At 66.3% G+C, this 22149-nt stretch carries 26 protein-coding genes, 1 tRNA gene and 1 riboswitch; of the genes, 14 read left to right on the top strand and 13 right to left on the bottom strand.

Going from position 1 to position 22149, the window contains the following annotated elements; genetic code table 11:
* Positions 1-15 precede the first annotated feature (15 nt).
* From QZM35_RS29920 to QZM35_RS29910, 3 genes are read right to left on the bottom strand one after another with little or no spacing between them, the layout of a single operon-like run.
* The gene (locus tag QZM35_RS29920) at positions 16-1377 is read right to left on the bottom strand and encodes an MFS transporter (RefSeq protein ID WP_301777367.1); all 1362 of its coding nucleotides are present in this window, start codon (positions 1375-1377) and stop codon (positions 16-18) included.
* Complete coding sequence (locus QZM35_RS29915; protein ID WP_069247256.1) at positions 1374-1604, bottom strand: DUF2783 domain-containing protein; 231 nt, start codon at positions 1602-1604, stop codon at positions 1374-1376. The genes QZM35_RS29920 and QZM35_RS29915 overlap by 4 nt, the downstream gene beginning before the upstream one ends.
* 28 nt (positions 1605-1632) lie before the next feature.
* A complete protein-coding gene (locus tag QZM35_RS29910; protein ID WP_089424611.1) occupies positions 1633-3294 on the bottom strand; it encodes an FAD-dependent oxidoreductase in 1662 nt (553 codons plus the stop codon).
* Between the two features lie 364 nt (positions 3295-3658).
* On the opposite strand from QZM35_RS29910, the gene QZM35_RS29905 reads away from it, so the two are divergent.
* A complete protein-coding gene (locus tag QZM35_RS29905) occupies positions 3659-4462 on the top strand; it encodes an EAL domain-containing protein (RefSeq protein ID WP_089424610.1) in 804 nt (267 codons plus the stop codon).
* A gap of 205 nt (positions 4463-4667) precedes the next feature.
* On the opposite strand, the gene QZM35_RS29900 is transcribed toward QZM35_RS29905, so the two are convergent.
* Entirely contained in the window at positions 4668-5078 is a 411-nt protein-coding gene (locus tag QZM35_RS29900) for a GFA family protein (RefSeq protein WP_089430670.1), read from the bottom strand.
* 131 nt (positions 5079-5209) lie between these two features.
* Entirely contained in the window at positions 5210-6001 is a 792-nt protein-coding gene (locus QZM35_RS29895) for an IclR family transcriptional regulator (protein ID WP_174973361.1), read from the bottom strand.
* Between the two features lie 213 nt (positions 6002-6214).
* On the opposite strand from QZM35_RS29895, the gene QZM35_RS29890 reads away from it, so the two are divergent.
* Positions 6215-7402 (top strand): acyl-CoA dehydrogenase, encoded by a 1188-nt coding sequence (locus QZM35_RS29890; protein ID WP_021157157.1) that lies wholly within the window; start codon positions 6215-6217, stop codon positions 7400-7402.
* A gap of 150 nt (positions 7403-7552) precedes the next feature.
* On the opposite strand, the gene QZM35_RS29885 is transcribed toward QZM35_RS29890, so the two are convergent.
* A complete protein-coding gene (locus tag QZM35_RS29885) occupies positions 7553-8191 on the bottom strand; it encodes a peroxiredoxin (RefSeq protein ID WP_069247250.1) in 639 nt (212 codons plus the stop codon).
* Positions 8192-8509: 318 nt separating this feature from the next.
* Here QZM35_RS29885 and QZM35_RS29880 point away from each other — a divergent pair, with 318 nt between their 5' ends.
* The 3 genes from QZM35_RS29880 (at position 8510) to QZM35_RS29870 (ending at position 9812) form a co-directional block, all read left to right on the top strand.
* Positions 8510-8812 carry a YqjD family protein gene (locus tag QZM35_RS29880; RefSeq protein WP_006494044.1) on the top strand — a complete coding sequence of 101 codons (303 nt, stop codon included), beginning with the start codon at positions 8510-8512 and terminating at the stop codon, positions 8810-8812.
* A gap of 123 nt (positions 8813-8935) precedes the next feature.
* Entirely contained in the window at positions 8936-9325 is a 390-nt protein-coding gene (locus tag QZM35_RS29875) for a phage holin family protein (protein ID WP_011351086.1), read from the top strand.
* Between the two features lie 43 nt (positions 9326-9368).
* A complete protein-coding gene (locus QZM35_RS29870) occupies positions 9369-9812 on the top strand; it encodes a DUF3318 domain-containing protein (protein ID WP_089424607.1) in 444 nt (147 codons plus the stop codon).
* 57 nt (positions 9813-9869) lie between these two features.
* On the opposite strand, the gene QZM35_RS29865 is transcribed toward QZM35_RS29870, so the two are convergent.
* The 7 genes from QZM35_RS29865 to glyA all read right to left on the bottom strand — a co-directional run bounded on the left by QZM35_RS29865 (position 9870) and on the right by glyA (position 14658).
* Positions 9870-10316 carry a type IV pilin protein gene (locus tag QZM35_RS29865; protein WP_089424606.1) on the bottom strand — a complete coding sequence of 149 codons (447 nt, stop codon included), beginning with the start codon at positions 10314-10316 and terminating at the stop codon, positions 9870-9872.
* Entirely contained in the window at positions 10313-10774 is a 462-nt protein-coding gene (locus tag QZM35_RS29860; protein ID WP_301777380.1) for a hypothetical protein, read from the bottom strand. The genes QZM35_RS29865 and QZM35_RS29860 overlap by 4 nt, the downstream gene beginning before the upstream one ends.
* Before the next feature lie 203 nt (positions 10775-10977).
* Entirely contained in the window at positions 10978-11811 is an 834-nt protein-coding gene (locus QZM35_RS29855) for a PilW family protein (RefSeq protein WP_301777366.1), read from the bottom strand.
* Positions 11801-12202, bottom strand: a complete 402-nt coding sequence (locus QZM35_RS29850) for a hypothetical protein (RefSeq protein ID WP_089431352.1) — start codon at positions 12200-12202, stop codon at positions 11801-11803. Before QZM35_RS29850 ends, QZM35_RS29855 begins: the two co-directional genes overlap by 11 nt.
* A 5-nt stretch (positions 12203-12207) precedes the next feature.
* On the bottom strand, positions 12208-12771 hold the full coding sequence (locus tag QZM35_RS29845; RefSeq protein ID WP_089430666.1) for a GspH/FimT family pseudopilin: 564 nt from the start codon (positions 12769-12771) through the stop codon (positions 12208-12210).
* Positions 12772-12924: 153 nt separating this feature from the next.
* Entirely contained in the window at positions 12925-13404 is a 480-nt protein-coding gene (nrdR, locus tag QZM35_RS29840) for a transcriptional regulator NrdR (protein WP_089424602.1), read from the bottom strand.
* Between the two features lie 6 nt (positions 13405-13410).
* On the bottom strand, positions 13411-14658 hold the full coding sequence (gene glyA, locus QZM35_RS29835; protein WP_021157166.1) for a serine hydroxymethyltransferase: 1248 nt from the start codon (positions 14656-14658) through the stop codon (positions 13411-13413).
* A gap of 137 nt (positions 14659-14795) precedes the next feature.
* Positions 14796-14896, bottom strand: a riboswitch (ZMP/ZTP riboswitch).
* Positions 14897-15076: 180 nt separating this feature from the next.
* Between glyA and QZM35_RS29830 the strand changes: the two genes are divergently transcribed.
* The 9 genes from QZM35_RS29830 to QZM35_RS29790 all read left to right on the top strand — a co-directional run bounded on the left by QZM35_RS29830 (position 15077) and on the right by QZM35_RS29790 (position 21620).
* Positions 15077-15823, top strand: coding sequence for an SDR family NAD(P)-dependent oxidoreductase (locus QZM35_RS29830; protein WP_089430665.1), 747 nt, complete (start codon positions 15077-15079; stop codon positions 15821-15823).
* Between the two features lie 102 nt (positions 15824-15925).
* The gene (ybgC, locus tag QZM35_RS29825) at positions 15926-16411 is read left to right on the top strand and encodes a tol-pal system-associated acyl-CoA thioesterase (RefSeq protein WP_089424600.1); all 486 of its coding nucleotides are present in this window, start codon (positions 15926-15928) and stop codon (positions 16409-16411) included.
* Positions 16412-16541: 130 nt separating this feature from the next.
* Positions 16542-17219 (top strand): protein TolQ, encoded by a 678-nt coding sequence (gene tolQ, locus QZM35_RS29820; protein WP_021157170.1) that lies wholly within the window; start codon positions 16542-16544, stop codon positions 17217-17219.
* Positions 17220-17229: 10 nt separating this feature from the next.
* Positions 17230-17679 (top strand): protein TolR, encoded by a 450-nt coding sequence (tolR, locus tag QZM35_RS29815; RefSeq protein ID WP_011351075.1) that lies wholly within the window; start codon positions 17230-17232, stop codon positions 17677-17679.
* Positions 17676-18731 carry a cell envelope integrity protein TolA gene (gene tolA, locus QZM35_RS29810; protein WP_089424599.1) on the top strand — a complete coding sequence of 352 codons (1056 nt, stop codon included), beginning with the start codon at positions 17676-17678 and terminating at the stop codon, positions 18729-18731. Before tolR ends, tolA begins: the two co-directional genes overlap by 4 nt.
* A 109-nt stretch (positions 18732-18840) precedes the next feature.
* Entirely contained in the window at positions 18841-20136 is a 1296-nt protein-coding gene (gene tolB, locus QZM35_RS29805) for a Tol-Pal system beta propeller repeat protein TolB (RefSeq protein WP_043189432.1), read from the top strand.
* 17 nt (positions 20137-20153) lie between these two features.
* On the top strand, positions 20154-20666 hold the full coding sequence (gene pal, locus QZM35_RS29800; RefSeq protein ID WP_089424598.1) for a peptidoglycan-associated lipoprotein Pal: 513 nt from the start codon (positions 20154-20156) through the stop codon (positions 20664-20666).
* Positions 20667-20685: 19 nt separating this feature from the next.
* Positions 20686-21435 (top strand): tol-pal system protein YbgF, encoded by a 750-nt coding sequence (gene ybgF, locus QZM35_RS29795; protein WP_011351071.1) that lies wholly within the window; start codon positions 20686-20688, stop codon positions 21433-21435.
* Positions 21436-21543: 108 nt separating this feature from the next.
* Positions 21544-21620 (top strand) — tRNA-Lys (locus tag QZM35_RS29790).
* Positions 21621-22149 lie beyond the last annotated feature (529 nt).

The raw sequence follows: 22149 nt of genomic DNA, 5'->3' as shown, positions 1-22149 counted from the left end.
CGTTTCCTTTCTCCCTCAATTCATCGCGGCGTTCGGCGCCTGCGCGTCGTTGCGCCGCGTCACACCGGCCAGCCCGAGGACGAACAGCGCCGAGCACAGCACGGGCACCGCGGCCGCGTGGAACAGCGCACCGTTCGACCAGTTGAGCGCAATCAGTTGTCCGCCGACGAGCGGCCCGAGCACCGAGCCGATCCGGCCGATGCCGAGGCTCCAGCCGATGCCCGTCGAGCGCAGCGACGTCGGGTAATACTGGCCCGCGAGCGCGTTCACGGCCGGCTGCCCGCCGACCACGCAGAACCCGCCCGCGAACACGACCACCAGCAGCCACGGCAGCGCATGCGCGACCGAGCCGATCAGCCCCACCGACACGGCCGCGCACGCGAAGCAGGCGAACAGCACGCGCACGAAGCCGTAGCGTTCGATGAACCAGCCGAGCGACAGCGTGCCGATCACGCCGCCCGTCTGCAGCACCGTGCCGACGATCACCGCCGTGCCCTGCGCATAGCCCGCGTCGCGCATCACGGTCGGCAGCCAGTTCGACAGGAAGTACAGATCGATCAGGTTCATGAAGCTGATCGCCCACAGCAGCAGCGTGACCGGCAGGCGGCCGTGGCTGAACAGCTCGGCGACCGGCGCGCCGGTTGCGGCGCGCTCGCGCACGACGATCCGCGTGTTCGCGTCGATGCCGGCCTGCGGCGCGAAATGCGCGAGCCACGCGCGTGCCTGCGCGACGCGCCCTTTCAGCACCAGGAACTGCAGCGACTCGGGCAGCCGCGCGACCATCGCGATCGTCAGCACGAGCGGCACCGCGCCGCCGACGAAGAACACCGACCGCCAGCCGAGCGCCGGAATCAGCGCGGCGCTGATGAAGCCGCCGAGCGCCGCGCCGAGCGTGAAGCCGCACGACACGATCATCATCCGCTTCACGCGATGCGCGGCCGGGCTGAACTCGCCGACCAGCGCCATCGCGTTCGGCATGATGCAGCCGAGGCCAAGGCCCGTGACGAAGCGCAGCGCCATCAGCACCGGGATCGAACCCGCGAACGGCGTCGCGAGCATCGTCACCGCGAAGAACAGCGTCGAGCCGATCAGCACCGGGCGCCGCCCGATCCGGTCGGCCAGCACCGACAGCCCGAGCGCGCCGAGCAGCATCCCGAACAAGCTCGCGCTGAACACGGGCCCCAGCGCCTGCTTCGGCACGCCCCATTCGGCGATCACGCTCGGTGCGACGTAGCCCATCGCCTGCGCATCGAATCCGTCGATCACGAGGCACAGCCCGCACAACACGAGCAGCATCCAGTGGAAGCCCGGGCGATGGGTCTCGTCGATCACGCGCTCGACTTCGAGCACGCGCGCGTCGGCCGGCGCCGCGCTCATTGCGTCACCTCGGCGGCCGGATGCACGGGCGGCGTCACGCCCTGGCGCGCGAGCGCCATCGCTTCGCGCAGCACGTCGGCGTCGCCGATCTGGTTCGCGAGCAGCAGGATCAGCTTCGCGTTGACGAGCTGGCTGTCGGCGTCGGACAGGTCGCGATGCATGTCGATCAGCGCTTCGTAGAACGCGTCCGGATCAGCCAGGCGCGGGCGGGTGTCGAGTGGGGGCATGACGGAGTCTCCGGTGTCTTTATCGTTTTCAGCGTGCGCAGGTCGCGCGCGCCAGTGCGTCGGCCAGCGCCTGACGGTCGAGCGTGCGCGTGCGCGCGCACACGTGCTGGTCGGGACGCAGCAGGTAGAACGTGCCGGGCTTCGCGTCGTAGCGTTGCGCGGCGAAGCCGTCGACATCCTCCACGACGACGACACCCGCGACCGCTTGCGCGTGCCCGGCCGGCACGACGAGCACGGGCCGCACCGGCAGCGCGAGGCCGTCGAGCGCCTGCGCGAGCGCGGCCGCATCGCCCGGCAACCCGAACAGCACGCCGGTGAAGCCGCTGCCCAGATGCTGCAGCAGCCAGCCCGACGCGCCCTGCGCACGCACCGGCGCATCGGCCGCCGCCGCGCCCGGCCGCATCGCGCCCGCGAAGGCGTCGCCGTTGCGGTCCGGTGTGTTCAGAGGCGAATCGGCGAGCACCGCCGGCACCGACAGGCGGCCGCTGTTCACGAGCTTGCGCGCGAACTCGCAGTCGCGCGCCAGCTTCAGCGTCGCGTCGCGGAACACGCGCGATACCGGGCTCTTCGGCGTGATGAAGTCGGTCGAGCGCGTCGAGTTGCGGATGTTCTCGTCGGCCGCGAACTCGCGCTCGCTCGCATACGTGTCGAGCAGGCTGTCGGCCGACCGGCCGTCGAGCACGAGTTTCAGTTTCCACGCGAGGTTGTCGGCGTCCTGCACGCCGCTGTTCGCGCCGCGCGCGCCGAACGGCGACACGCCGTGCGCGGAATCGCCCGCGAACAGCACGCGGCCGTGCCGGAACGATTCCATCCGCTGGCAGCGGAACGTATAGACACTCACCCATTCGAGCTCGAACTCGACGTCCGGCCCGAGCAGCGCACGCACGCGCGGGATCACGCGCTCCGGCTGCTTCTCGGCGACGGGATCGGCATCCCAGCCGAGCTGGAAGTCGATGCGCCATACGTTGTCGGGCTGGCGATGCAGCAGCACCGACTGATTCGGGTGAAACGGCGGGTCGAACCAGAACCAGCGCTCGGTCGGAAACTCCGCCTTCATCTTCACGTCGGCGATCAGGAAACGGTCCTTGAACGTGCGGCCGTGGCTTTCGAGGCCCATCATCGTGCGCATCGGGCTGCGCGAGCCGTCGGCCGCGATCACGTACTGCGCGCGCAGCGTCGCGACGCCCTCCGGCGTTTCGATCGTCAGCACCGCGTGTTCGGCCGACTGGTCGATGCCCGTGACCTTGTGCTTCCAGCGGATGTCGATGTTCGGCAGCTCGAACGCGCGGTCGGCCAGGTAGCCTTCGACGTAGTACTGCTGCAGGTTGATGAACGCGGGGCGCGCATGCCCTTCCTCGGGCAGCAGGTCGAACGCGTACAGCTGCTCGTCCTGCAGGAACACCTTGCCGACGTGCCAGCTCACCCCCTTGTCGACGAAGCGCTCGCCGCAGCCGAGCCGGTCGAAGATCTCGAGCGTGCGCTTCGCGAAGCAGATCGCGCGCGAGCCGGTCGACAGCGTGTCGTCGTCGTCGAGCAGCACGACGCTTACGCCCTGCTGCGCGAGGTCGATCGCGGCCGCGAGGCCCACCGGGCCCGCGCCGACGACGATCACCGGGTGAACGGTCGTGTCCTGCGCACGCGGGCGGTATTCGAACTTCAGCGTCTGGTAATCGATGCTCATGGTCGCCATCCGCTCCTCAACCCTGCCGGGCGCGGGCCGGCACGCCCGTCTTCCCGCCCGTCGCCTGCCGGCGCGCCGCGCCGCTCTCCCGCGTGCCATTCCTGTCAACCGCCACGTCTCGCTCCTTGCTTCCTGTTGATTCGTGAACGGCGCCGTTTCGCGGCGCCCGCATGCCGCATTTCTTGATCGGCGACAAATCCTGGATTTACGAATAGTAAAACCAATTACGAATAGTGAAATCAACGTAAACCCTAGGCGAAGCGTCGACGACGGGATAACCATATGAACGAAACGCCGAGCCGAGCTTGGCCGGCACTGCTAATATCAAGCTACGAGGCGGCCCGTTCGGCCGCCGTTTTTCCTTCTTACGCCGATGATTCCGCCCACCATTCCCGAGCTGGTCGCCCGTGCCGGGCAACTGCCGTATCTGCGGGATCACCTCGCGCTCGCCGATGGCGGCACCGCAAGCGCGAACCTGCCCGAGCGCACGCTCGGCAGCGCCTACGAACCGATCTACGACGTGACGATGCCGGGCGCACCGCAATCGACGTCGTTCGCCGACGCGATCGAGCGCTACGGCGACGAACTCGGCTTCCAGGCCGTGACGGTCGTCACGGGCGCGCCGCACGATCCGGTCGACTCGGCCGTCGACGACCAGACGCTCGTCGCGATCGACCGCCTGTCGCGTGCGCTGCACGCGATCAATTTCTTTGGCGCGCAGCGCCATGGGCTGCTGTTCCTGCGCGTGCACGAACGGCTGCTGAAGAGCGTGAAGTACGACCACGGCAAGCATTTCTCATCGGTGCTGCAGCGCTTCGGGCTGCCGGCCGAGCGGATCGTGATCGAGCTGCCGGCGGTCGCGGTCGCGCACAAGACCTTCCTCGGCTACCTGACGCGCAGCTATCAGCATCACGGCTTCAAGGTCGCCGACAAGCTGCCGGACCCGGGCCGCATCCTCGCGGTCGAATCGGAGATGGCGCGCCCGGACTACATCAAGATGGACGCGGGCATCGCGTTGCGCGACGGGATGGTCAAGGCGCTCGTCGCCTATGCGCAGCGCGTGCGGATTCCGCTGATCTTCGACGGCGTCGTCGACGAAACGCAGTGCGAGCTGCTGCGCCAGTACGACGTCCGGTTCATGCAGGGGCCCGTGTTTGCGAAGGTCGTGACGGCCTGAGCCTCGGTGCATGAGGGGGTTCGCACACGCGGGGCGTCGCGTGCCGACAGTGGAATGCAGGTGATGTAACGTGGGGATCGGGCCGCCTGGCTCGCCCCGTCGTCCGAGGTCCGGCCGGCGGTTGCCGGCCTCGTGGAAAGACCGGCTTAGCGGGAACGCGCGCGCCTCGCTTCCGGCACGGTCGATGTCGGCGGTGACCTACCGCTTACGCCCTTCCACCGTCATCGTACTTGGGCAGATCGTCGTCGATCTCGATGCCCGGGAAGCGATCCCCATACCAGACATGCCAGGCCGGACGTAGCCGCGACGGCTCGTCGAGCGTCGCGTAATTGATCTCGACCGTCCTGGGTGCATCACTGAGCCGGTATTCGAGCTGCGCGCCGCAACGGCCGCAGAAGCGCCGCTCGCCCCACGCGCTCGACGCATACACCGTCGGCTCACCTTGCAGGTATTCGAACGCGTCGATCGGCACCGACGCCGACGCGACGACCGCCGCGCCGGTCGTGCGCTGACAGAGCCGGCAGTGGCAAAAGCCGGCGTCGGCCGGGACATGGGTGATCCGGTACCGGATCGCGCCACATGCGCATCCGCCTTCCATCGATTCTGCGTGAGACATGGCAAGCCTCGTCGTCGGTGAGCTGGCGAACGATCATGCGCGCGGTTCGTCCGTGACACAACCGGCGGCGGTGTCGCGCGCGTACGCTGCCGACCGTACCGGCGACGGCCCCCTACCGCTCGCGCCCCCGCTCAGGCCGTCTGCCCGAGCCGCTGCGCGAGCGCCTTCAGCTTCGGCCCGACCTGCGTACGGAACACGTCCTCGTCCATCGACGATGCGGGGCCGCTGCAGCTCAGGATCAGCCAGCGCCCCTCGCGCGGCTCGCGAAACGGGACGGCCGCCGCGTTGACGTCCATGTGCCACGCCCGAAACGAATAGCAACAGCCACCCGCCGAGAACTCGGCCACCGCCTGCTGCGCGGCGGCGACGAGCGCATCGGCGTCGGCCGCGCCGCCGGCCGCACGATGCAGCTCCGCATAAAGCGCGCGTCGCGCGTCTTCCGGCTGCACGGCCAGGTACGCGCGCCCCATCGAGCTCGTCAGCATCGACAGCCGCGAACCGGGCGCGAGCCCGAGCGTCAGCGCGGTCTCGCTGCGGATCGTCTCCAGGTAGATCATGTCGAGCCCGTCGCGGCAGCCGAGCGACACGGCCGCGCCGATGTCGCGTGCGAGCGCCTGCATGTGCGGCCGTGCGAGGTCGATCGTGCCCGAGCCCGACAGCAGCGCGTAGCCGAGCGACAGCACGCCGGCGTCGAGCGCATACTTTCCGAGCGTCTCGTCGTAACGCAGGTAGCCGAGCACGGTCAGCGTGTAGGCGAGCCGGTTCACCGTCGCCTTCGGCAGCCCCGTGCGCTCCGCGAAGTCGCGGTTGCCGAGCATCGTCTCCCCGGGCCGGAATGCGCGCAGCAGGTCGAGACCGCGCGCGAGCGCGACGACGAACTTGCGTTCGTCGATCGTGGTTTCGTCGATGGTTGAAAGTGTCATCTGGTGCTACACTGGGTTCGATTTGCAAAACATTGTTCCGCACAGCGGAACTTCCGTCAAGCAAACTCTCAGGCAACAAACCCGACTGAATCAGGGACTGACCGCAAAGCATGGGATCCGAGTACGCGCTAAAGCGCTAACTCGGGTCGACCGCAAAGCATGGGACCCGAGTAAGCGCTAAAGCGCTAACTCGGGTCGACAGGAGATGAGACGATGAGTGCTGCAACTTTTCATTGGGACGATCCGCTGCTGCTCGACCAGCAACTGACCGAAGAAGAGCGGATGGTGCGTGATGCCGCGCAGGCGTACGCGCAGGACAAGCTCGCACCGCGCGTCACCGAAGCGTTCCGCCACGAACGCACCGACGCCGAAATCTTCCGCGAGATGGGCGAAGTCGGCCTGCTCGGCCCGACGATTCCCGAGGAATACGGCGGCCCCGGCCTCAACTACGTGAGCTACGGCCTGATCGCCCGCGAAGTCGAGCGCGTCGATTCAGGCTACCGGTCGATGATGTCCGTGCAGTCGTCGCTCGTGATGGTCCCGATCTACGAATTCGGCTCCGACGCGCAGAAGCAGAAGTACCTGCCGAAACTCGCCACCGGCGAATGGATCGGCTGCTTCGGGCTGACCGAGCCGAACCACGGCTCCGATCCGGGCAGCATGGTCACCCGCGCGAAAAAAGTGCCCGGCGGCTACTCGCTGTCCGGTGCGAAGATGTGGATCACCAACTCGCCGATCGCCGACGTGTTCGTCGTGTGGGCGAAGCTCGAAGAGAACGGCAAGGACGCGATCCGCGGCTTCATCCTCGAGAAAGGCTGGAAAGGCCTGTCGGCGCCCGCGATCCACGGCAAGGTCGGGCTGCGCGCGTCGATCACCGGCGAGATCGTCCTCGACGAGGTGTTCGTGCCGGAAGAGAACCTGATGCCGAACGTGAGCGGCCTGCGCGGCCCGTTCACGTGCCTGAACTCGGCGCGCTACGGGATCGCATGGGGCGCGCTCGGCGCCGCCGAGTCCTGCTGGCACACCGCGCGCCAGTACGTGCTCGACCGCCAGCAGTTCGGCCGGCCGCTCGCCGCAAACCAGCTGATCCAGAAGAAGCTCGCCGACATGCAGACCGAAATCACCCTCGGCCTGCAAGGCGTGCTGCGCCTCGGCCGGATGAAGGACGAAGGCACGGCGGCCGTCGAGATCACGTCGATCATGAAGCGCAACTCGTGCGGCAAGGCGCTCGACATCGCACGACTCGCGCGCGACATGCTCGGCGGCAACGGTATCTCCGACGAATTCGGCGTCGCGCGCCACCTCGTGAACCTCGAAGTGGTCAACACGTACGAAGGCACGCACGACATCCACGCACTGATCCTCGGCCGCGCGCAGACGGGCATCCAGGCATTCTTCTGATCGTCCGGATGCGGCGAGCGCGGCAAGCACGCCGCGCCGTGCTCGCGCAAAAGACACGGCCCGCCCGGCAGTCATGCCGGGCGGGCCGTTTTTCATCGGATCCGCGCACCAGGCCGCCGGCCCGGTAGCGCGTTCCTCTGCAGCCGATGCTTACTTGTTCGGCTGCGGCGTGAGGCGCAGATACGGACGCACCGCGTTGAAGCCCTTCGGGAAGCGTTTCTTCAGCTCTTCCGGATCCTGCAGCGACGGGACGATCACGACGTCGTCGCCATCCTTCCAGTTGCCGGGCGTCGCGACCTTGTAGTTGTCGGTCAGCTGCAGCGAGTCGATCACGCGCAGCACTTCGTCGAAGTTGCGGCCCGTACTGGCCGGATACGTGATGGTGAGCCGCACCTTCTTGTTCGGGTCGATCACGAACAGCGAACGCACCGTCAGCGTTTCGTTCGCGTTCGGGTGGATCATGTCATACAGCTGCGAAACCTTGCGGTCCGCATCGGCGATGATCGGGAAGCCGACGACCGTCGACTGCGTATCGTTGATGTCGTTGATCCAGCCCTTGTGCGACTCGACACCGTCGACCGACAGCGCGATCACTTTTACATTGCGTTTCTCGAATTCGCCCTTCAGCTTCGAGGTCAGCCCGAGTTCGGTCGTGCACACCGGCGTGTAGTCGGCCGGATGGGAGAACAGGACGCCCCAGCTGTTGCCGAGCCATTCGTGAAACTTGATCGGGCCCAGGCTCGATTCCTGCTCGAAATCCGGTGCGATGTCGCCAAGACGCAGACTCATGATGTTCCCTCCTCGAACGATGCTGGTTGAAACCGCGCCCGGATCGGCGCGGGAAAGTCTGTCAGCTTACGGGAAGCAATGGGGCATGCGAACGATTATTCCGTTTGATATTCATACTTTTTTGTCATTTTTGCCTGGTGTCGGGGCGGGACAACCGGCCGAAAGGGAAACTTTTCAACCCGTTTGTCGCTCTGTTCATGATTGCGAGTCGTTTACCATGCAGTCTTGCACCGCCACCGTGTGTCTTCCCGGCTCGCCAGCAGGCAGGCGTTTCGCTAGGATATGAACCTGCAGCATGACAGCACGAAGGGAGTTGCAATGTCGGAAATCAACAAGGAGAAACTGATGTCGGATATCAAAACCGTTCTCTCGGACGCCGAAGACCTGCTCAAGCAAGCTGCGAGCAGCACGGGCGACCGTGCGGCCGAGCTGCGCGAGAAAGCCATGTCGCGCCTCAAGCAGGCCAAGGAAAAGGCGGCCGACGTCCAGGTCGTGGTGGTCGAGAAAGGCAAGAAGGCCGCACGCGCGACCGACGACTACGTGCACGAGCATCCGTGGACGTCGATCGGCGTTGCCGCCGGCGTGGGCGTGCTGATCGGCCTGCTGATCAACCGCAAGTAACGCGCTCTGCGCCGTTTCGTCCCGTTGGCCGCGTCGCGCGGCCTGCGGGCGTCGAAGCCAGCCGGCGGTTTCCGCCGGCCGGCTTTGTCCTAGCTGCACACTGCACGCGCACGCACCTCACCCATGACGACAGACACCACCTCGCAGCCGTCCGGCCAAGGACCGCTGCGCCGCCTCGTCGGCTCCGCGATCGGCCTTCTGCAAACGCGCCTCGAACTGGTGGGCATCGAGCTTGCCGAGGAGAAGGAGCGCCTGATGGGCGTGCTGTTCCTCGGGCTCGCCGCGATGATGCTCGCCACGATGGCGCTCATCAGCCTGACCGTGCTCATCGCGATCGCGTTCTGGGATACCTACCGCTGGCAGTCGCTCGCGGCGATCACCGCGCTGTATGCCGCGGGCGGGATCGCTTGCGCACTGAAGGCCCGCTCGGGCCTGCGCGACGCGCCGACCGTATTCGAGGCGACGCTCGCCGAACTCGAGAAAGACCGCGAACTGTTCCGCGGCAAGCCGTGAACGCAGTCGCGCTCACCCCTCCCACCTACTTCGCCGACGCGCCATGAGCCAGAACGTCACGGGCAATTCACCCCGCTCCCATTCGTCGCGATCGAACTGGAGCGCGTCGCAGCATCGCGCGCTCCGCAAGGAACTGCTGATCCTGCGATCCGAAGTCGAGCGGCTCGAACTCGCGGAAGCCGCCGGCGACATGCGCCGCGCAGTGACGCGCTTCAGCTGGCTCAAGGTGTTCATCCCCGGCCTGTCCAGCAGCAAGTTCAGCCAGTCTGCCAAGAACCTGAACGCGAACCTCGGACAGCTCGTCAACCAGTATCCGATGCTGAGCTCGCTCGCATCGCTCGTGCTCGCCAAACCCGTTCGCTCGCTGCTGCGCGCGAGTGCGGGCCCCGCGCTGAAGTGGGGCACCCTCGGTTTCGCGGCGTGGGAGGTCTACCGGATCTGGAAGCAGTCCCGCGACGAGCGCGGACTCGACACGCACGACGACTGACCGTCGTCGGCATCCCGCGCGCACGGCCAAGCGCCGTGGCGCGCCCTCCCGCCGCATTCAACGCACGCCCCAGCACGCCGCGACCTGTCCGTCGGCGCCGTCACTTCGCACATTGCCTTTCGTCCCGTCCGAACGCAGCGTGAATGCACCGCACGCGTCGTCGTGCATCGGGCCCGTGTCGAGCGGGATGGCCTCCAGGTCATAACTCGCCGGCGAATCGTCGCGGTCCGGCCGCCTGAGCGCCAGTCGATAGACCGCGCGCCCGTCCGGCGGCGCTTGTGTGAGCGCCGTCGGCAATGCCGAAGGCGGCACACCGTCCAGTGTTTCAAGATATTGGGCCGCACGGTACAACGCGGCGACCGCCGACGCGCGATGAACGCGCACGACATGCTCGCGATACGACGGGATGCCCCATCCGGCCAGCACCGCAACGATCGCGAGCACGATCATCAGTTCGATCAGCGTGAATCCCGCCGAGCGGTACACGGACGCGCGACCGTTCATCGAAGCACCGTCGCGACGCGACGCCAGTGCAGGGCGACGATGTGTCCATCGCGGATCGCGACCTGGTGCTGCAGCCAGACTGCGCTCGATGCATGCGCACCGACGCCACGGGCGGTGACGACGTAAGCGCGGCCGCCGGCCGGCCCCGCCCCGCGCCACGCTTCGATCAGGCATCGCGGCGGTTGAACGGCCATCGGCCATCCGGCGAACGGCGCGAACGCTTCGGCGGCCACCAGCGCCGGCATGCGCCGCCACGCGTCGGGCTCCGCGCGCGACTCGCCTTCGCTCACGTACGGCACCGCGCCCCGGCGCAATCGCGCGGTGCACGCTGCCAGCGCGGCATCGGCCGCGTGGAATGCAACCAGCCGATCGGACAATGCGCGCGTGCGGCGCGACTCCGTCAGTGCGGCTTCGAACCACGTGCCGGTCAGCGCCGCCACCGCTGCGCCAACCGCGATCACCGCAGGCAATGCAAGGCCCGCGTCGCGACGCCAATCGCGGCTGGCTGACCGCAAACGTATGTGCGGCGCTTGCCGGCTCGCGGTTTGGACTTTCGCGCCTGCAGCCTGCCGCGGACCGTCACTGCGTGTTTCGATTCGCTCATGCGTGTTGCGGGTCGCAACGCACCGCGACCTCTTGCGCGCATACGGCCTCGCTCCGTTCATCGCGGCACCTCGGGTTCATCCGTGACATCACGCGACGTATCGTCGAATGTGCGCGCGGCATTGCGCAACGCGACGATGCGATCGAGCGTCAGACGCACGCGGCCGTCTTGCGCAACGACAATGCGGCCGTCGCAGTCGACGTGCCGCACCGGCTCGCCCGTCGGTTCGCCGCGCGCCCGCACGCAGACATGCACCGCCACGACATCGCGCCAGTCGTCGCCGCGCAATGCATCGGCATCGATGAACTGCGTGGCGCCGCGGCGAAGATAGCGCACCCGCAACTGATCGATTCCCGACACGACCGGCTGCGGCGTGCCCGGACGGCCGCTTCCTTCGCAATACAGTTCAGGTTCGCCCGTCGACGGACTGGTGTGCACATCGAAGCGGTTCTCCACCGGCGCACGTTCGCCGGACACGCCGACACCCTGCCCGAGGCAATCCGACACCTGGCCGCTAACGGTGAGCCACGTCGACACGGCATCGCCGACATACCGGATCAGCAAAGCGTCCGACGCACCGCGCACCGGCTCGCACCGTACCTGCGCGCCCTCTCCCCTCACGCGCGCCATCGAACAGCCGAATACGGGTGGCAACGACGAGACGCCTTCCAAATCGAGCGGCCGAAATCCGGCCATCTGGACCTGCTGGCCGATCAGCATCAGTGCGGTGCCAGCCGCATCGCGCATCCGGAACCCGTCGTCCGCGCGCCGCTGTGCGACGCGCTGCGCGTGGTACAGCGCACCGGCCGCCGCGAGCACGAGCAGACCGACGGTCATCGCAATCAGCACTTCAAGCAACGTATGCGCACGCATGCGGCGATCAGCGTTCATCGGCTTCAGCCTCCCGATACGGAATCCGGACGCACGACGGCGGCTGCGCCGAGCTTCCCGCCGCTTCGCATCGCGGCCCGGTGGCCGCATTGGCGCCGCGCCAGCCGACAACCGTGTAGCGAACGCCATCCGGCCCGTCACCGCGCGTCATCGTGCCGCCGGGCAGCGACGCTGCGGCTCGCGCCGCGAGGCCATCGTCGGCCACCGCAGCGACGTGCAAGCGCTCGATACGCGCATCGGCCAGCCACAGCGCGCGCTCACGCCAGATCGTCGCGCGCTGCGCACGCGCCATCGCAAGCTGGCTGCCCGCTACCGCCAGCATGACGGTCGCGAGCAGCGCGATGGCCAGCATCGATTCGATCAGCGACGTGCCGCGCATGGCGTTGCGCATGACGCTCACGCCGCGTCGCAACGGCCGGCGACAACCCGCGCCCGGCCGCCTGCCGCGATCCGCACGCAGCGCGACGTATGCGCGTCGTCCGCCCCCGGCACGTCGCGTCGCGGACGCAATTCGAAGCGCCGGATGCCACCGATTGCCTGTCCGACCGGCGGTGCGAACGCGAGATCGTGCGCGGCACCCGCGACAGCCACTTCGGCATCGCGCGGATAGCGCCGCAGCACGCGCGACTGCCCGTCGACCTGCCCGCTGACGATCCAGTCACACGACCATTCAGCCGGATCGCACCGCTCACCCGCACGCAGACAGGTGCCGCCGCCACCCGCCCGGCACAGCGTGACGCGCACGCCGAGACGCGTCGCCTCGTTACGTGCAAACGACAGCGCACCGAGCAACGCGCGCGAGCGTGCATCCACGCGTTCGCGCATGCGCCACTGGTCGAACGCAGGCGCAGCATAAAGCGCGAGCCCGGCCGCCAGCGAGATGGCGACCATCAGTTCGACGAGCGTGAATCCGCCCGCGCGTCGCAATACATTCTTCAGGGGTTGAGCGTGCAGTCCCATCGCAGTCGTCCGTCGCCAAGGTGATGCGACGACTGTAGCGACACGTGCGGACACGCACCATTTGCCGAATGGCTGACTGGCGGCATGCGATCGCGACCGACACAATCGGCGCGAACTGACCCAACGGAGTAGACGATGAACGAACGCAGCGCGTCAGCGCTTACGTGGAGTCTTGGCGGGAGAGGCGCGACGGAACTCTTCGATCACGTCGGCAAATTCGGAAACGTCCTCGAACCGGCGATACACCGATGCGAAGCGGACATAAGCGATCGTATCGAGCCCGCGCAACTCGTTCATCACGAGTTCGCCGAGTTTCTCGCTACGCACTTCGCGCTCGCCTGTCGCGAGCAGTTGATATTCGATGCGGGCGACCGCCGCGTCGATCGCGTCGGCAGCGACCGGCCGCTTGCGCAGCGCGAGTTGCATGCTGGCGACGAGCTTGCGACGGTCGAATTCCGTGCGGCTGCCGTCTTTCTTCACGACGAACGGCAGGGACAGCTCGACCCGCTCGTACGTCGTGAAGCGCTTGTCGCAAGCCGAGCAGCGACGGCGCCGCCGGATCGCGGCGCCATCTTCGGACACGCGGGAATCCACGACCTGCGTGTCGTCATGCCGGCAGAACGGGCAGCGCATCGTCGATCAGCGATAGACCGGGAAACGCTTGGTCAGCTCGGCGACCTGCGCGCGCACGCGCTCGATCGTCGCTGCATCTTCCGGATTGTCCAGCACGTCCGCGATCAGGTTGCCCACCTGCTCCGCTTCCGCCGGACCGAAGCCACGCGTCGTCATCGCCGGCGAACCCAGGCGCACGCCGCTCGTCACGAACGGCTTTTCCGGATCGTTCGGGATCGCGTTCTTGTTCACCGTGATGTGCGCCGCGCCCAGTGCCGCTTCCGCTGCCTTGCCCGTGATGTTCTTTGCACGCAGGTCCACCAGCATCACGTGGCTTTCCGTGCGGCCCGACACGATCCGCAGGCCGCGCTTCACCAGCGTTTCAGCCAGCACGCGGGCGTTCTCGACCACCTTTTCCTGGTACGCCTTGAACTCCGGCGACAGCGCTTCCTTGAACGCCACCGCCTTGCCCGCGATCACGTGCATCAGCGGGCCGCCCTGGATCCCCGGGAAAATCGCCGAGTTGATCGGCTTCTCGTACTCGGCCTTCATCAGGATCACGCCGCCGCGCGGGCCGCGCAGGCTCTTGTGCGTCGTCGTCGTCACGAAGTCCGCGTGCGGCACCGGGTTCGGGTACACGCCCGCTGCGATCAGGCCCGCGTAGTGGGCCATGTCGACCATCAGGTACGCACCGACCGACTTCGCGATCTTCGCCAGACGTTCGAAATCGATCTTCAGCGAGAACGCCGACGCGCCCGCGACGATCAGCTTCGGCTTGTGCTCCTGAGCCAGCTTCTCGGCCGCTTCATAGTCGATGTCTTCGTTCTCGTTCAGGCCGTAGCTCACCACGTTGAACCACTTGCCCGACATGTTCACCGGCGAACCGTGCGTCAGGTGGCCGCCGTGCGCGAGGCTCATGCCCATGATCGTGTCGCCCGGCTTGAGCATCGCGAAGAACACGCCCTGGTTCGCCTGCGAGCCCGAGTTCGGCTGCACGTTCGCGGCTTCCGCGCCGAACAGCTGCTTCACGCGGTCGATCGCCAGCTGCTCGACCACATCGACGTATTCGCAACCGCCGTAGTAGCGCTTGCCCGGATAGCCTTCCGCGTACTTGTTCGTGAGTTGCGAACCCTGTGCGGCCATCACCGCCGGGCTCGTGTAGTTTTCCGACGCGATCAGCTCGATGTGATCTTCCTGGCGGCGGTTTTCCTGCTCGATCGCGGCAAAGATTTCGGGATCGACGTTCGCAATGGTGCTTTGGGCTCTGTCAAACATACGGTTTCCGTTAAGTGTGTACAGGTTGACCGGAGCGGCCGAGTACGGTGCGCTGCTGGCGGGACCAGCTCGACGTGGCGGAAGAATCCGTATGACGCGAGGCAGGACAGCCACCGGCGATGCACGCGACGGCGCACAACGGCTGCCCAGGCGAACGGCAAAAACGGCGCCCCGCGCTTCACGGTGGGATGCTCCACCTTGAACCCGAAGGGTTCTATCGCCAGTCACGCAGGGGTGATGAGCGCGTTAGTGTATTGGATGCGTCATGAATAGGCAACCGCACGGCGGTGCGCCGGAAGCAATTGGGGCCAGACTCTACGCGCCCGTGCGGGAACGCTGTGCCGCCTTGCCGCGGTGCGGCAATCTCAGTAGGCTTGCGGGATATCACTCGCTATTTTGTCATCCACCAGGAGCAGCAATGATCGTGTTCGTCACAGGCGCGTCCGCCGGCTTCGGCGCCGCCATCGCCCGTGCCTTCGTCAAGGGAGGCCACCGCGTCGTCGCGACCGCGCGCCGCAAGGATCGTCTCGATGCGCTCGCCGCCGAACTCGGCGATTCCCTTCTGCCGCTCGAGCTCGACGTACGCGATCGCGCGGCCGTCGAGGCCGTGCCGGCCGCCCTTCCCGCCGAATTCGCGGCGCTCGACGTGCTCGTCAACAACGCCGGCCTCGCGCTCGGCGTCGAGCCGGCCCAAAAGGCCAGTCTCGACGAATGGCACACGATGATCGACACGAACTGCACGGGCCTCGTCACGGTCACGCACGCGCTGCTGCCCGGCATGATCGACCGCGGCCGCGGCCACATCTTCAATATCGGCTCGGTCGCGGGCTCGTACCCTTATGCGGGCGGCAACGTCTACGGCGCGACCAAGGCTTTCGTCAGACAATTCAGCCTGAACCTGCGCGCCGACCTGCTCGGCACGCCGCTGCGCGTCACCGACATCGAGCCTGGCCTGTGCGGCGGCACCGAATTCTCGAACATCCGCTATCGCGGCGACGACGCCAAGGCGGCGAACGTCTACAACAATGTTCAGCCGCTGATGCCCGAGGACATCGCCGACACGATCTACTGGATCGCGACGCGCCCGGCGCATGTCAACGTCAACACGATCGAGCTGATGCCGATCGCGCAAGCCCCCGGCGGCCCGACCGTCCACCGCGGCTGAAGCCACGCGGGCCCGGCCCCTCCGGGCCGGCCCGCGGTGTGCTACGGCATACTACATTCCGTTACGAATCGGTTACGAATCAGGCTCTTGCCTTCCGGTAGAATGCGCGCCATGACCCAGCCTACCCGCTCCCCGGAAGCGCCGTCCGGCTTCATCTGGCCGGTGCGCGTGTACTACGAGGATACCGACGCAGGCGGCATCGTCTTCTATGCCAACTACCTGAAGTTCTTCGAACGCGCCCGCACCGAGTGGCTGCGCGCATGCGGCATCGACCAGCGCCAGCTCGCCGACGACACCGACGCGATCTTCGTCGTCCGCAGCACGTCGCTCGACTACCGCGCCCCGGCGCGACTCGACGACACGCTGGCGATCACGAGCCGGCCCGGACGCATCGGCCGCGCGTCGGTGGAATTCGCGCAGGAAGCCTGGTGCGGAGACACGCTGCTCGTATCCGGGCACATCCGTCTCGGCTGCGTCGACCGTACCGGCATCCGGCCCGCGGCCATCCCGCCGGCCGTGCTCGACGCGCTGCAGCGCGGGCCCGTCATCGACGACGGGCAGACTGCACTGTCAACGAAGCTCGCATGAGCGCCGTTTAGACAAAGCCTATGAACTTGCCTTTCTGATTCGATACTAAGCAAGGTTCGGCGCCAGGCATGGCCGGCGCGCCGCGCCACACGCATACCGGGCGCCCCGAAGGGACGTTACTCAAACCTCTATGAACACTTCTCAAGACCTGTCGATCATTTCCCTCGTCCTCAACGCGAGCGTGCTGGCCCAGGCCGTGATGGGGCTGCTGCTGCTGCTGTCGCTGATGTCGTGGACCTTCATCTTCCGCAAGTGGTTTGCGATCCGCCGTGCGCGCGCGCAGACCGAACGCTTCGAGAAGGATTTCTGGTCGGGTGGCGACCTGCAGGCGCTGTACCAGAGCGCAGCCAACAACCGCCACACGATCGGCGCGCTCGAGCGGATCTTCGAGTCGGGCATGCGCGAATTCCTGAAGGCGAAGGAAAAGCGCATCAGCGATCCGGGCCTCGTGCTCGACGGTGCGCGCCGCGCGATGCGCGCGTCGTTCCAGCGTGAAATGGACGTGCTCGAAGCGAACCTCGCGTTCCTCGCATCGGTCGGCTCGGTCAGCCCGTACATCGGTCTGTTCGGCACGGTCTGGGGGATCATGAACTCGTTCCGCGGCCTCGCGAACGTGCAGCAGGCCACGCTCGCCAACGTCGCACCGGGCATCGCCGAGGCGCTCGTCGCCACCGCGATCGGCCTGTTCGCCGCGATTCCGGCGGTGGTCGCGTACAACCGCTACGCGCACGACATCGACCGCCTCGCGATCCGCTTCGAGACCTTCATCGAAGAGTTCTCGAACATCCTGCAGCGTCAGGCCCAGTAAGGAGCGCGCCATGGCAGGAAGCCCCATCCGATCCAGCATGCGCGGCGGCCGCTCGCGCCGCGCAATGGCCGACATCAACGTCGTGCCGTACATCGACGTGATGCTGGTGCTGCTCGTGATCTTCATGGTCACCGCACCGCTCGTCGCCCCGTCGATCATCAACTTGCCGACCGTCGGCAACGCCGCGCCGCAGGAGCAGACACCGCCCGTCGTCGTCAACATCAAGGCCGATCGCACGATGAGCGTCAAGTACAAGGGCGACTCGGGCGCGACCCAGGAAGACACGATGACGAAGGCCGAGCTCGACAGCTTCATCGTGGCCCGGCAGGCTGACCATCCCGACCAGCCGGTCGTGATCGCGGCCGACAAGACGGTGCAGTACGATGCCGTCATGACCGTGATGTCCGATCTGAAGGCGCGCGGCGTCAAGCGCGTCGGCCTCCTCGTCAAATCGCAATGAACCGGCAGCAATCCACGCGCAGCTCCGCCTACCCGCCTCAGCCTCCCCGCGAGCGCGGCACCTGGCGCGCATTCGCGCTCGCCGCGCTGATGCACGTGCTGCTCGCGCTGTTCCTGTATCACGGCGTGCAGTGGCAGAACAGCACGCCGGCCGGCGCCGAAGCCGAGCTGTGGACCGAGGTGCCCGATGTCCCCGCGCCGCGGCCCGTTGTCACACCCGCACCGCCCGTGAAGGTCGCGCCGCCCCCTCCCCCGGTGCGCGACGAGCAGGCCGACATCGCGCTGCAGCAGAAGAAGCGGCAGCAGGAAGCGGCCGCGCGTGAAGCACTGCTCGAGCAACAGCGTCGCGCGCAGCAATTGAAGGCCCAGCAGGAAGAGCAAGCCCGGCGCGCGCAGCTCGCGGCGCAGCAGGCAGCCGCACTCGCCGCGCAAAAGGCCGCGGAACGCGACAAGCAGAAGCAGGCCGACAAGCTCAAGCAACAGCAGCTCGCCGAGCAGCAGAAGCTCGAGCAGCAGAAACTCCAGCAGCAAAAGCAGGCGCAACTTGAAGCGCAGCAGGCGGCGAAGGCGAAGGCCGACGCGGCCGCGAAGGCAAAGGCGGAAGCCCAGGCCAAGGCGAAGGCCGAAGCCACGGCGCGCGCGAAGGCCAATGCGGCAGCGAACGCGAAGCTCGACCGCGAGCGCAGCGCACGCCTGGCACAGATGCAGGGCCTGTCCGGCGCCGGTGAAGGCGGCGGCGAAGGCCTCGCGAAAAGCGGCACGGGCACGGGCTCAGGCGGCAATGCCGCGACGCCCGGCTATGCCGACAAGGTGCGCCGCCGCGTCAAGCCGAACATCGTTTGGGGCGGCGAGCGAGCAGGCCTGACCACCGTCGTCAAGATTCGGTGCACGCCGTCCGGTGACGTATTGAGCGCATCGGTTTCCCGCTCCAGCGGGAATTCGGGGTGGGATCAAGCCGTGGTGAGTGCAATCCACGCATCGGTCCCGTTGCCGCCCGATTCTAACGGTCGTACCCCGTCTGACATTACGATTACCTTCAAGGCGGCGGAGTGAAAAGAATTGCGCTTACACTCCGGGCGTCGCTGTCGGACGGGAACGAATCGGGTATTTTTACTGTCTCTGCCGTTGCGCAGCGATCCAAGCCATACGGGAAGCAAGAAGCATGAGTTTGATGACAAAGCTAGGTTTCAGGGCACTCGTGGCCTCGTGTCTGATTACGGCGGGCAGCGCCGCTAACGCCCAGGTCAACGTGCTGATCACCGGTGTCGGGTCGACCCAGTTCCCCATCGCCACGGCGAATTTCGCGAATGAGGCGAACCTGCCGCAGCAGGTCACGTCGATCGTCCGCGCCGACCTCGCCCGCAGCGGCAAATTCACCAACATCGACGCCGGCAGCACGCCCGTGCCGGAGAGCGCATCGGTCGATCTCGGCGCATGGAAGGCCAAGGGCGCGAATGCGTTCGTCGCCGGCAGCGTGAACCGCGAGGCGAACGGCCAGTACAAGGTCAACTTCATCCTGTACGACACCGTGAAGCAGCAAAGCCTCGGCGGCCTGTCCCTGACGGCCACCGACACCACGCTGCGCACGGCCGGCCACAAGATCGCCGACTACATCTACCAGAAGCTGCTCGGCGTGCGCGGCGTGTTCGCCACGCGCCTGTCGTACGTGATCAAGACCGGCAACCGCTACCAGTTGCAGATCTCGGATTCGGACGGCCAGAACGCGCGCATCGCGCTGTCGAGCACCGAACCGATCATCTCGCCGTCCTGGTCGCCGAGCGGCACGAAGGTCGCGTATGTCTCGTTCGAGCGCAAGAAGCCGATCGTCTACATCCACGACCTGCCGACCGGCCGTCGCTACATCGTCTCCGACCAGAAGGGCAACAACAGCGCACCGGCCTGGTCGCCGGACAGCAACACGCTGGCCGTCGCGCTGTCGCTGACGGGCAATACGCAAATCTATACGGTCAACTCGACGGGCGGCGGCCTGCGCCGCCTCACGCAGAGCAGCTCGATCGACACCGAGCCGTTCTACTCGCCGGACGGCCGCTGGATCTACTTCACGAGCGACCGCGGCGGCGCGCCGCAGATCTACCGGATGCCGGCACAGGGTGAAAGCGCCGGTGCCGCGCAGCGCGTGACTTTCACCGGCAGCTACAACACGAGTCCGCGTATCAGCCCGGACGGCAAGCTGCTCGCTTACATCTCCCGCACGGGTGGGGGCTTCAAGCTGTACGTTCAGGATCTGCAGTCCGGCGCGGCGAACGCCATCACGAATACGAATCGCGACGAATCGCCGAGCTTCGCGGCAAACGGCCAGTACCTTCTGTACGCTACCCAGTCGGGTGGTCGCAATGTTCTGGCAGCAGTGCCCTCGGACGGCAGCGCGCCGCCGCAAATCCTGTCCGTCCAGGGCGGCTCCGTACGTGAGCCGTCGTGGGGGCCCTTCATGCAATGACCACAAGGAGAGTAAACATGATGTCGAATAAAGCTCGTCTGGCCCTGGCCGTGATGATGATCAGCGCGCTCGCAGCGTGCAAGTCGGGCGTGAAGCTCGACGACAAGGCGAATGCCGGCGGTGCGGTCAGCACGCAACCGAGCGCCGACAACGTCGCGCAAGTGAACGTCGATCCGCTGAACGACCCGAACAGCCCGCTCGCGAAGCGCAGCATCTACTTCGACTTCGACAGCTATTCGGTGAAGGACGAGTACCAGCCGCTGATGCAGCAGCACGCTCAGTACCTGAAGAGCCACCCGCAGCGCCACGTGCTGATCCAGGGCAACACCGACGAACGCGGCACGAGCGAGTACAACCTCGCGCTGGGCCAGAAGCGTGCGGAAGCCGTTCGTCGCGCGATGGCACTGCTCGGCGTGAACGATTCGCAAATGGAAGCCGTGAGCCTCGGCAAGGAAAAGCCGCAGGCAGCGGGTCACGACGAAGCATCGTGGGCGCAGAACCGTCGCGCCGACCTCGTCTACCAACAGTAAGTAACGGAAGAATCGCCGTATGACGCACCGTGTATCCCTGCTGCGCGTTGCCGCAGCATTCTGCGTCGCCGGCGCGGCGTGGTCGGCCGCGCCGGCGCACGCCGGCGTGTTCGACGACAACGAAGCGCGCCGCGCCGTGCTCGATCTGCGCAGCAAAACCGACAACCTGGCGAGCCAGTTGTCCGCCGCCCAGCGTACGATCCTCGATCAATCCGGCCGTCTCGACCAGCTGAACCAGCAGGTCGCGACGCTGCGCGGCGAGAACGAGGACCTGACGAACCGGCTGACGACGCTCGAGCGGCAGCAGAAGGAGTACTACCAGGATCTCGACACGCGGCTCAAGAAGTTCGAGCCGCAGCAGGCGACGATCGATGGTGTCGAAGGCACCGTGCAGCCGGGTGAAACGGATGCGCTCAGCGCGGCGCAGCAGCAGTTCCGCAACGGCAACTTCAAGGCGGCCGCGGCTTCGTTCCGCGCGTTCATCGCGAAGTATCCGCAGAGCCCCTACCAGCCGACCGCGCAGTACTGGTACGGCAATGCGCAATACGCGCTGCGCGACTACCGCGGTTCGACTGCAACGTGGCAAGGGATCGTCAGCAAGTTCCCGCAACATCCGCGCGCAGCCGACGCCCTGGTGGCAATCGGTACGAACCAGCTCGAACAAGGCCAGAAGGCGGCCGCGAAGAAGACGTTCGAGCAGGTCGTGTCGCAGTACGCCGGGTCGAACGCAGCGCAGACCGCGCAGGGCAAGCTCGAGACGATCAAATAATTATCGCGGCGGGTTGTTGACAGCCTGACAACCCGTCGCTATAATCTTTTGCTCTTTGGGTCGTTGTCCAAGTTGTTGAAGCAACGAACCAACAGGTTTCAAGAACGTGGGGTGGTAACTCAGTTGGTTAGAGTATCTGACTTTTAATCAGAGAGTCGAGGGTTCGAGTCCCTCCCACCCTACCAACTATCTTTGATAGTGCAAATTAAAGCCTCCCAAGCGGAGGCTTTTTTGCATTCGCCTCCTGTTGCGTCGAGCTACCCCGTTCTGACTGAGTGCGCGCGCATCCTTCATCGGTCTGGCTTGCCGGTGACCACATCGCATCCAAGCGTCACCTCAAGACTCAAACAATTGCCCCAGGACCCTACAGTGTCCATCGTGCGACTCACAATCGCGTAGTCCGCACTCCGCAGTTCCTCAATCCAGGGTATGTAAATCTGCTTGATCGCATGTTCGCGTCACACACGACCTGCCTAGGATCCGGCAAAGAACCCAGCCATATGATCAGGCTCTAGGCGTGTTTTATAACGCGCCCATCACCACAAGAAGTGAAGTCGGACATAGCTCTATCGCGCTAACGCTCATGGCAAGAACACATGCGAGACGACCCAACGACGCGGCGCAATCAGTTCCAACATGAGCCCGTCATGGCAATGACCCATACCAGCACAGAACATGACGCCCTCCCTCAACAGACGCGAACGGGGCACAATA

The sequence above is a fragment of the Burkholderia sp. AU45274 genome (genome assembly GCF_030482505.1).
Lineage (GTDB): Bacteria > Pseudomonadota > Gammaproteobacteria > Burkholderiales > Burkholderiaceae > Burkholderia.
This window is presented reverse-complemented; position numbering and strand designations above follow the sequence as displayed.

Coding starts and splice junctions, on each gene's coding strand:
- QZM35_RS29920 (WP_301777367.1), bottom strand. CDS start 1,377: ATGAGCGCGGCGCCGGCCGACGCGCGCGTGCTCGAAGTCGAGCGCGTG.
- QZM35_RS29915 (WP_069247256.1), bottom strand. CDS start 1,604: ATGCCCCCACTCGACACCCGCCCGCGCCTGGCTGATCCGGACGCGTTC.
- QZM35_RS29910 (WP_089424611.1), bottom strand. CDS start 3,294: ATGGCGACCATGAGCATCGATTACCAGACGCTGAAGTTCGAATACCGC.
- QZM35_RS29905 (WP_089424610.1), top strand. CDS start 3,659: ATGATTCCGCCCACCATTCCCGAGCTGGTCGCCCGTGCCGGGCAACTG.
- QZM35_RS29900 (WP_089430670.1), bottom strand. CDS start 5,078: ATGTCTCACGCAGAATCGATGGAAGGCGGATGCGCATGTGGCGCGATC.
- QZM35_RS29895 (WP_174973361.1), bottom strand. CDS start 6,001: ATGACACTTTCAACCATCGACGAAACCACGATCGACGAACGCAAGTTC.
- QZM35_RS29890 (WP_021157157.1), top strand. CDS start 6,215: ATGAGTGCTGCAACTTTTCATTGGGACGATCCGCTGCTGCTCGACCAG.
- QZM35_RS29885 (WP_069247250.1), bottom strand. CDS start 8,191: ATGAGTCTGCGTCTTGGCGACATCGCACCGGATTTCGAGCAGGAATCG.
- QZM35_RS29880 (WP_006494044.1), top strand. CDS start 8,510: ATGTCGGAAATCAACAAGGAGAAACTGATGTCGGATATCAAAACCGTT.
- QZM35_RS29875 (WP_011351086.1), top strand. CDS start 8,936: ATGACGACAGACACCACCTCGCAGCCGTCCGGCCAAGGACCGCTGCGC.
- QZM35_RS29870 (WP_089424607.1), top strand. CDS start 9,369: ATGAGCCAGAACGTCACGGGCAATTCACCCCGCTCCCATTCGTCGCGA.
- QZM35_RS29865 (WP_089424606.1), bottom strand. CDS start 10,316: ATGAACGGTCGCGCGTCCGTGTACCGCTCGGCGGGATTCACGCTGATC.
- QZM35_RS29855 (WP_301777366.1), bottom strand. CDS start 11,811: ATGAACGCTGATCGCCGCATGCGTGCGCATACGTTGCTTGAAGTGCTG.
- QZM35_RS29850 (WP_089431352.1), bottom strand. CDS start 12,202: ATGCGCAACGCCATGCGCGGCACGTCGCTGATCGAATCGATGCTGGCC.
- QZM35_RS29845 (WP_089430666.1), bottom strand. CDS start 12,771: ATGGGACTGCACGCTCAACCCCTGAAGAATGTATTGCGACGCGCGGGC.
- nrdR (WP_089424602.1), bottom strand. CDS start 13,404: ATGCGCTGCCCGTTCTGCCGGCATGACGACACGCAGGTCGTGGATTCC.
- glyA (WP_021157166.1), bottom strand. CDS start 14,658: ATGTTTGACAGAGCCCAAAGCACCATTGCGAACGTCGATCCCGAAATC.
- QZM35_RS29830 (WP_089430665.1), top strand. CDS start 15,077: ATGATCGTGTTCGTCACAGGCGCGTCCGCCGGCTTCGGCGCCGCCATC.
- ybgC (WP_089424600.1), top strand. CDS start 15,926: ATGCGCGCCATGACCCAGCCTACCCGCTCCCCGGAAGCGCCGTCCGGC.
- tolQ (WP_021157170.1), top strand. CDS start 16,542: ATGAACACTTCTCAAGACCTGTCGATCATTTCCCTCGTCCTCAACGCG.
- tolR (WP_011351075.1), top strand. CDS start 17,230: ATGGCAGGAAGCCCCATCCGATCCAGCATGCGCGGCGGCCGCTCGCGC.
- tolA (WP_089424599.1), top strand. CDS start 17,676: ATGAACCGGCAGCAATCCACGCGCAGCTCCGCCTACCCGCCTCAGCCT.
- tolB (WP_043189432.1), top strand. CDS start 18,841: ATGAGTTTGATGACAAAGCTAGGTTTCAGGGCACTCGTGGCCTCGTGT.
- pal (WP_089424598.1), top strand. CDS start 20,154: ATGATGTCGAATAAAGCTCGTCTGGCCCTGGCCGTGATGATGATCAGC.
- ybgF (WP_011351071.1), top strand. CDS start 20,686: ATGACGCACCGTGTATCCCTGCTGCGCGTTGCCGCAGCATTCTGCGTC.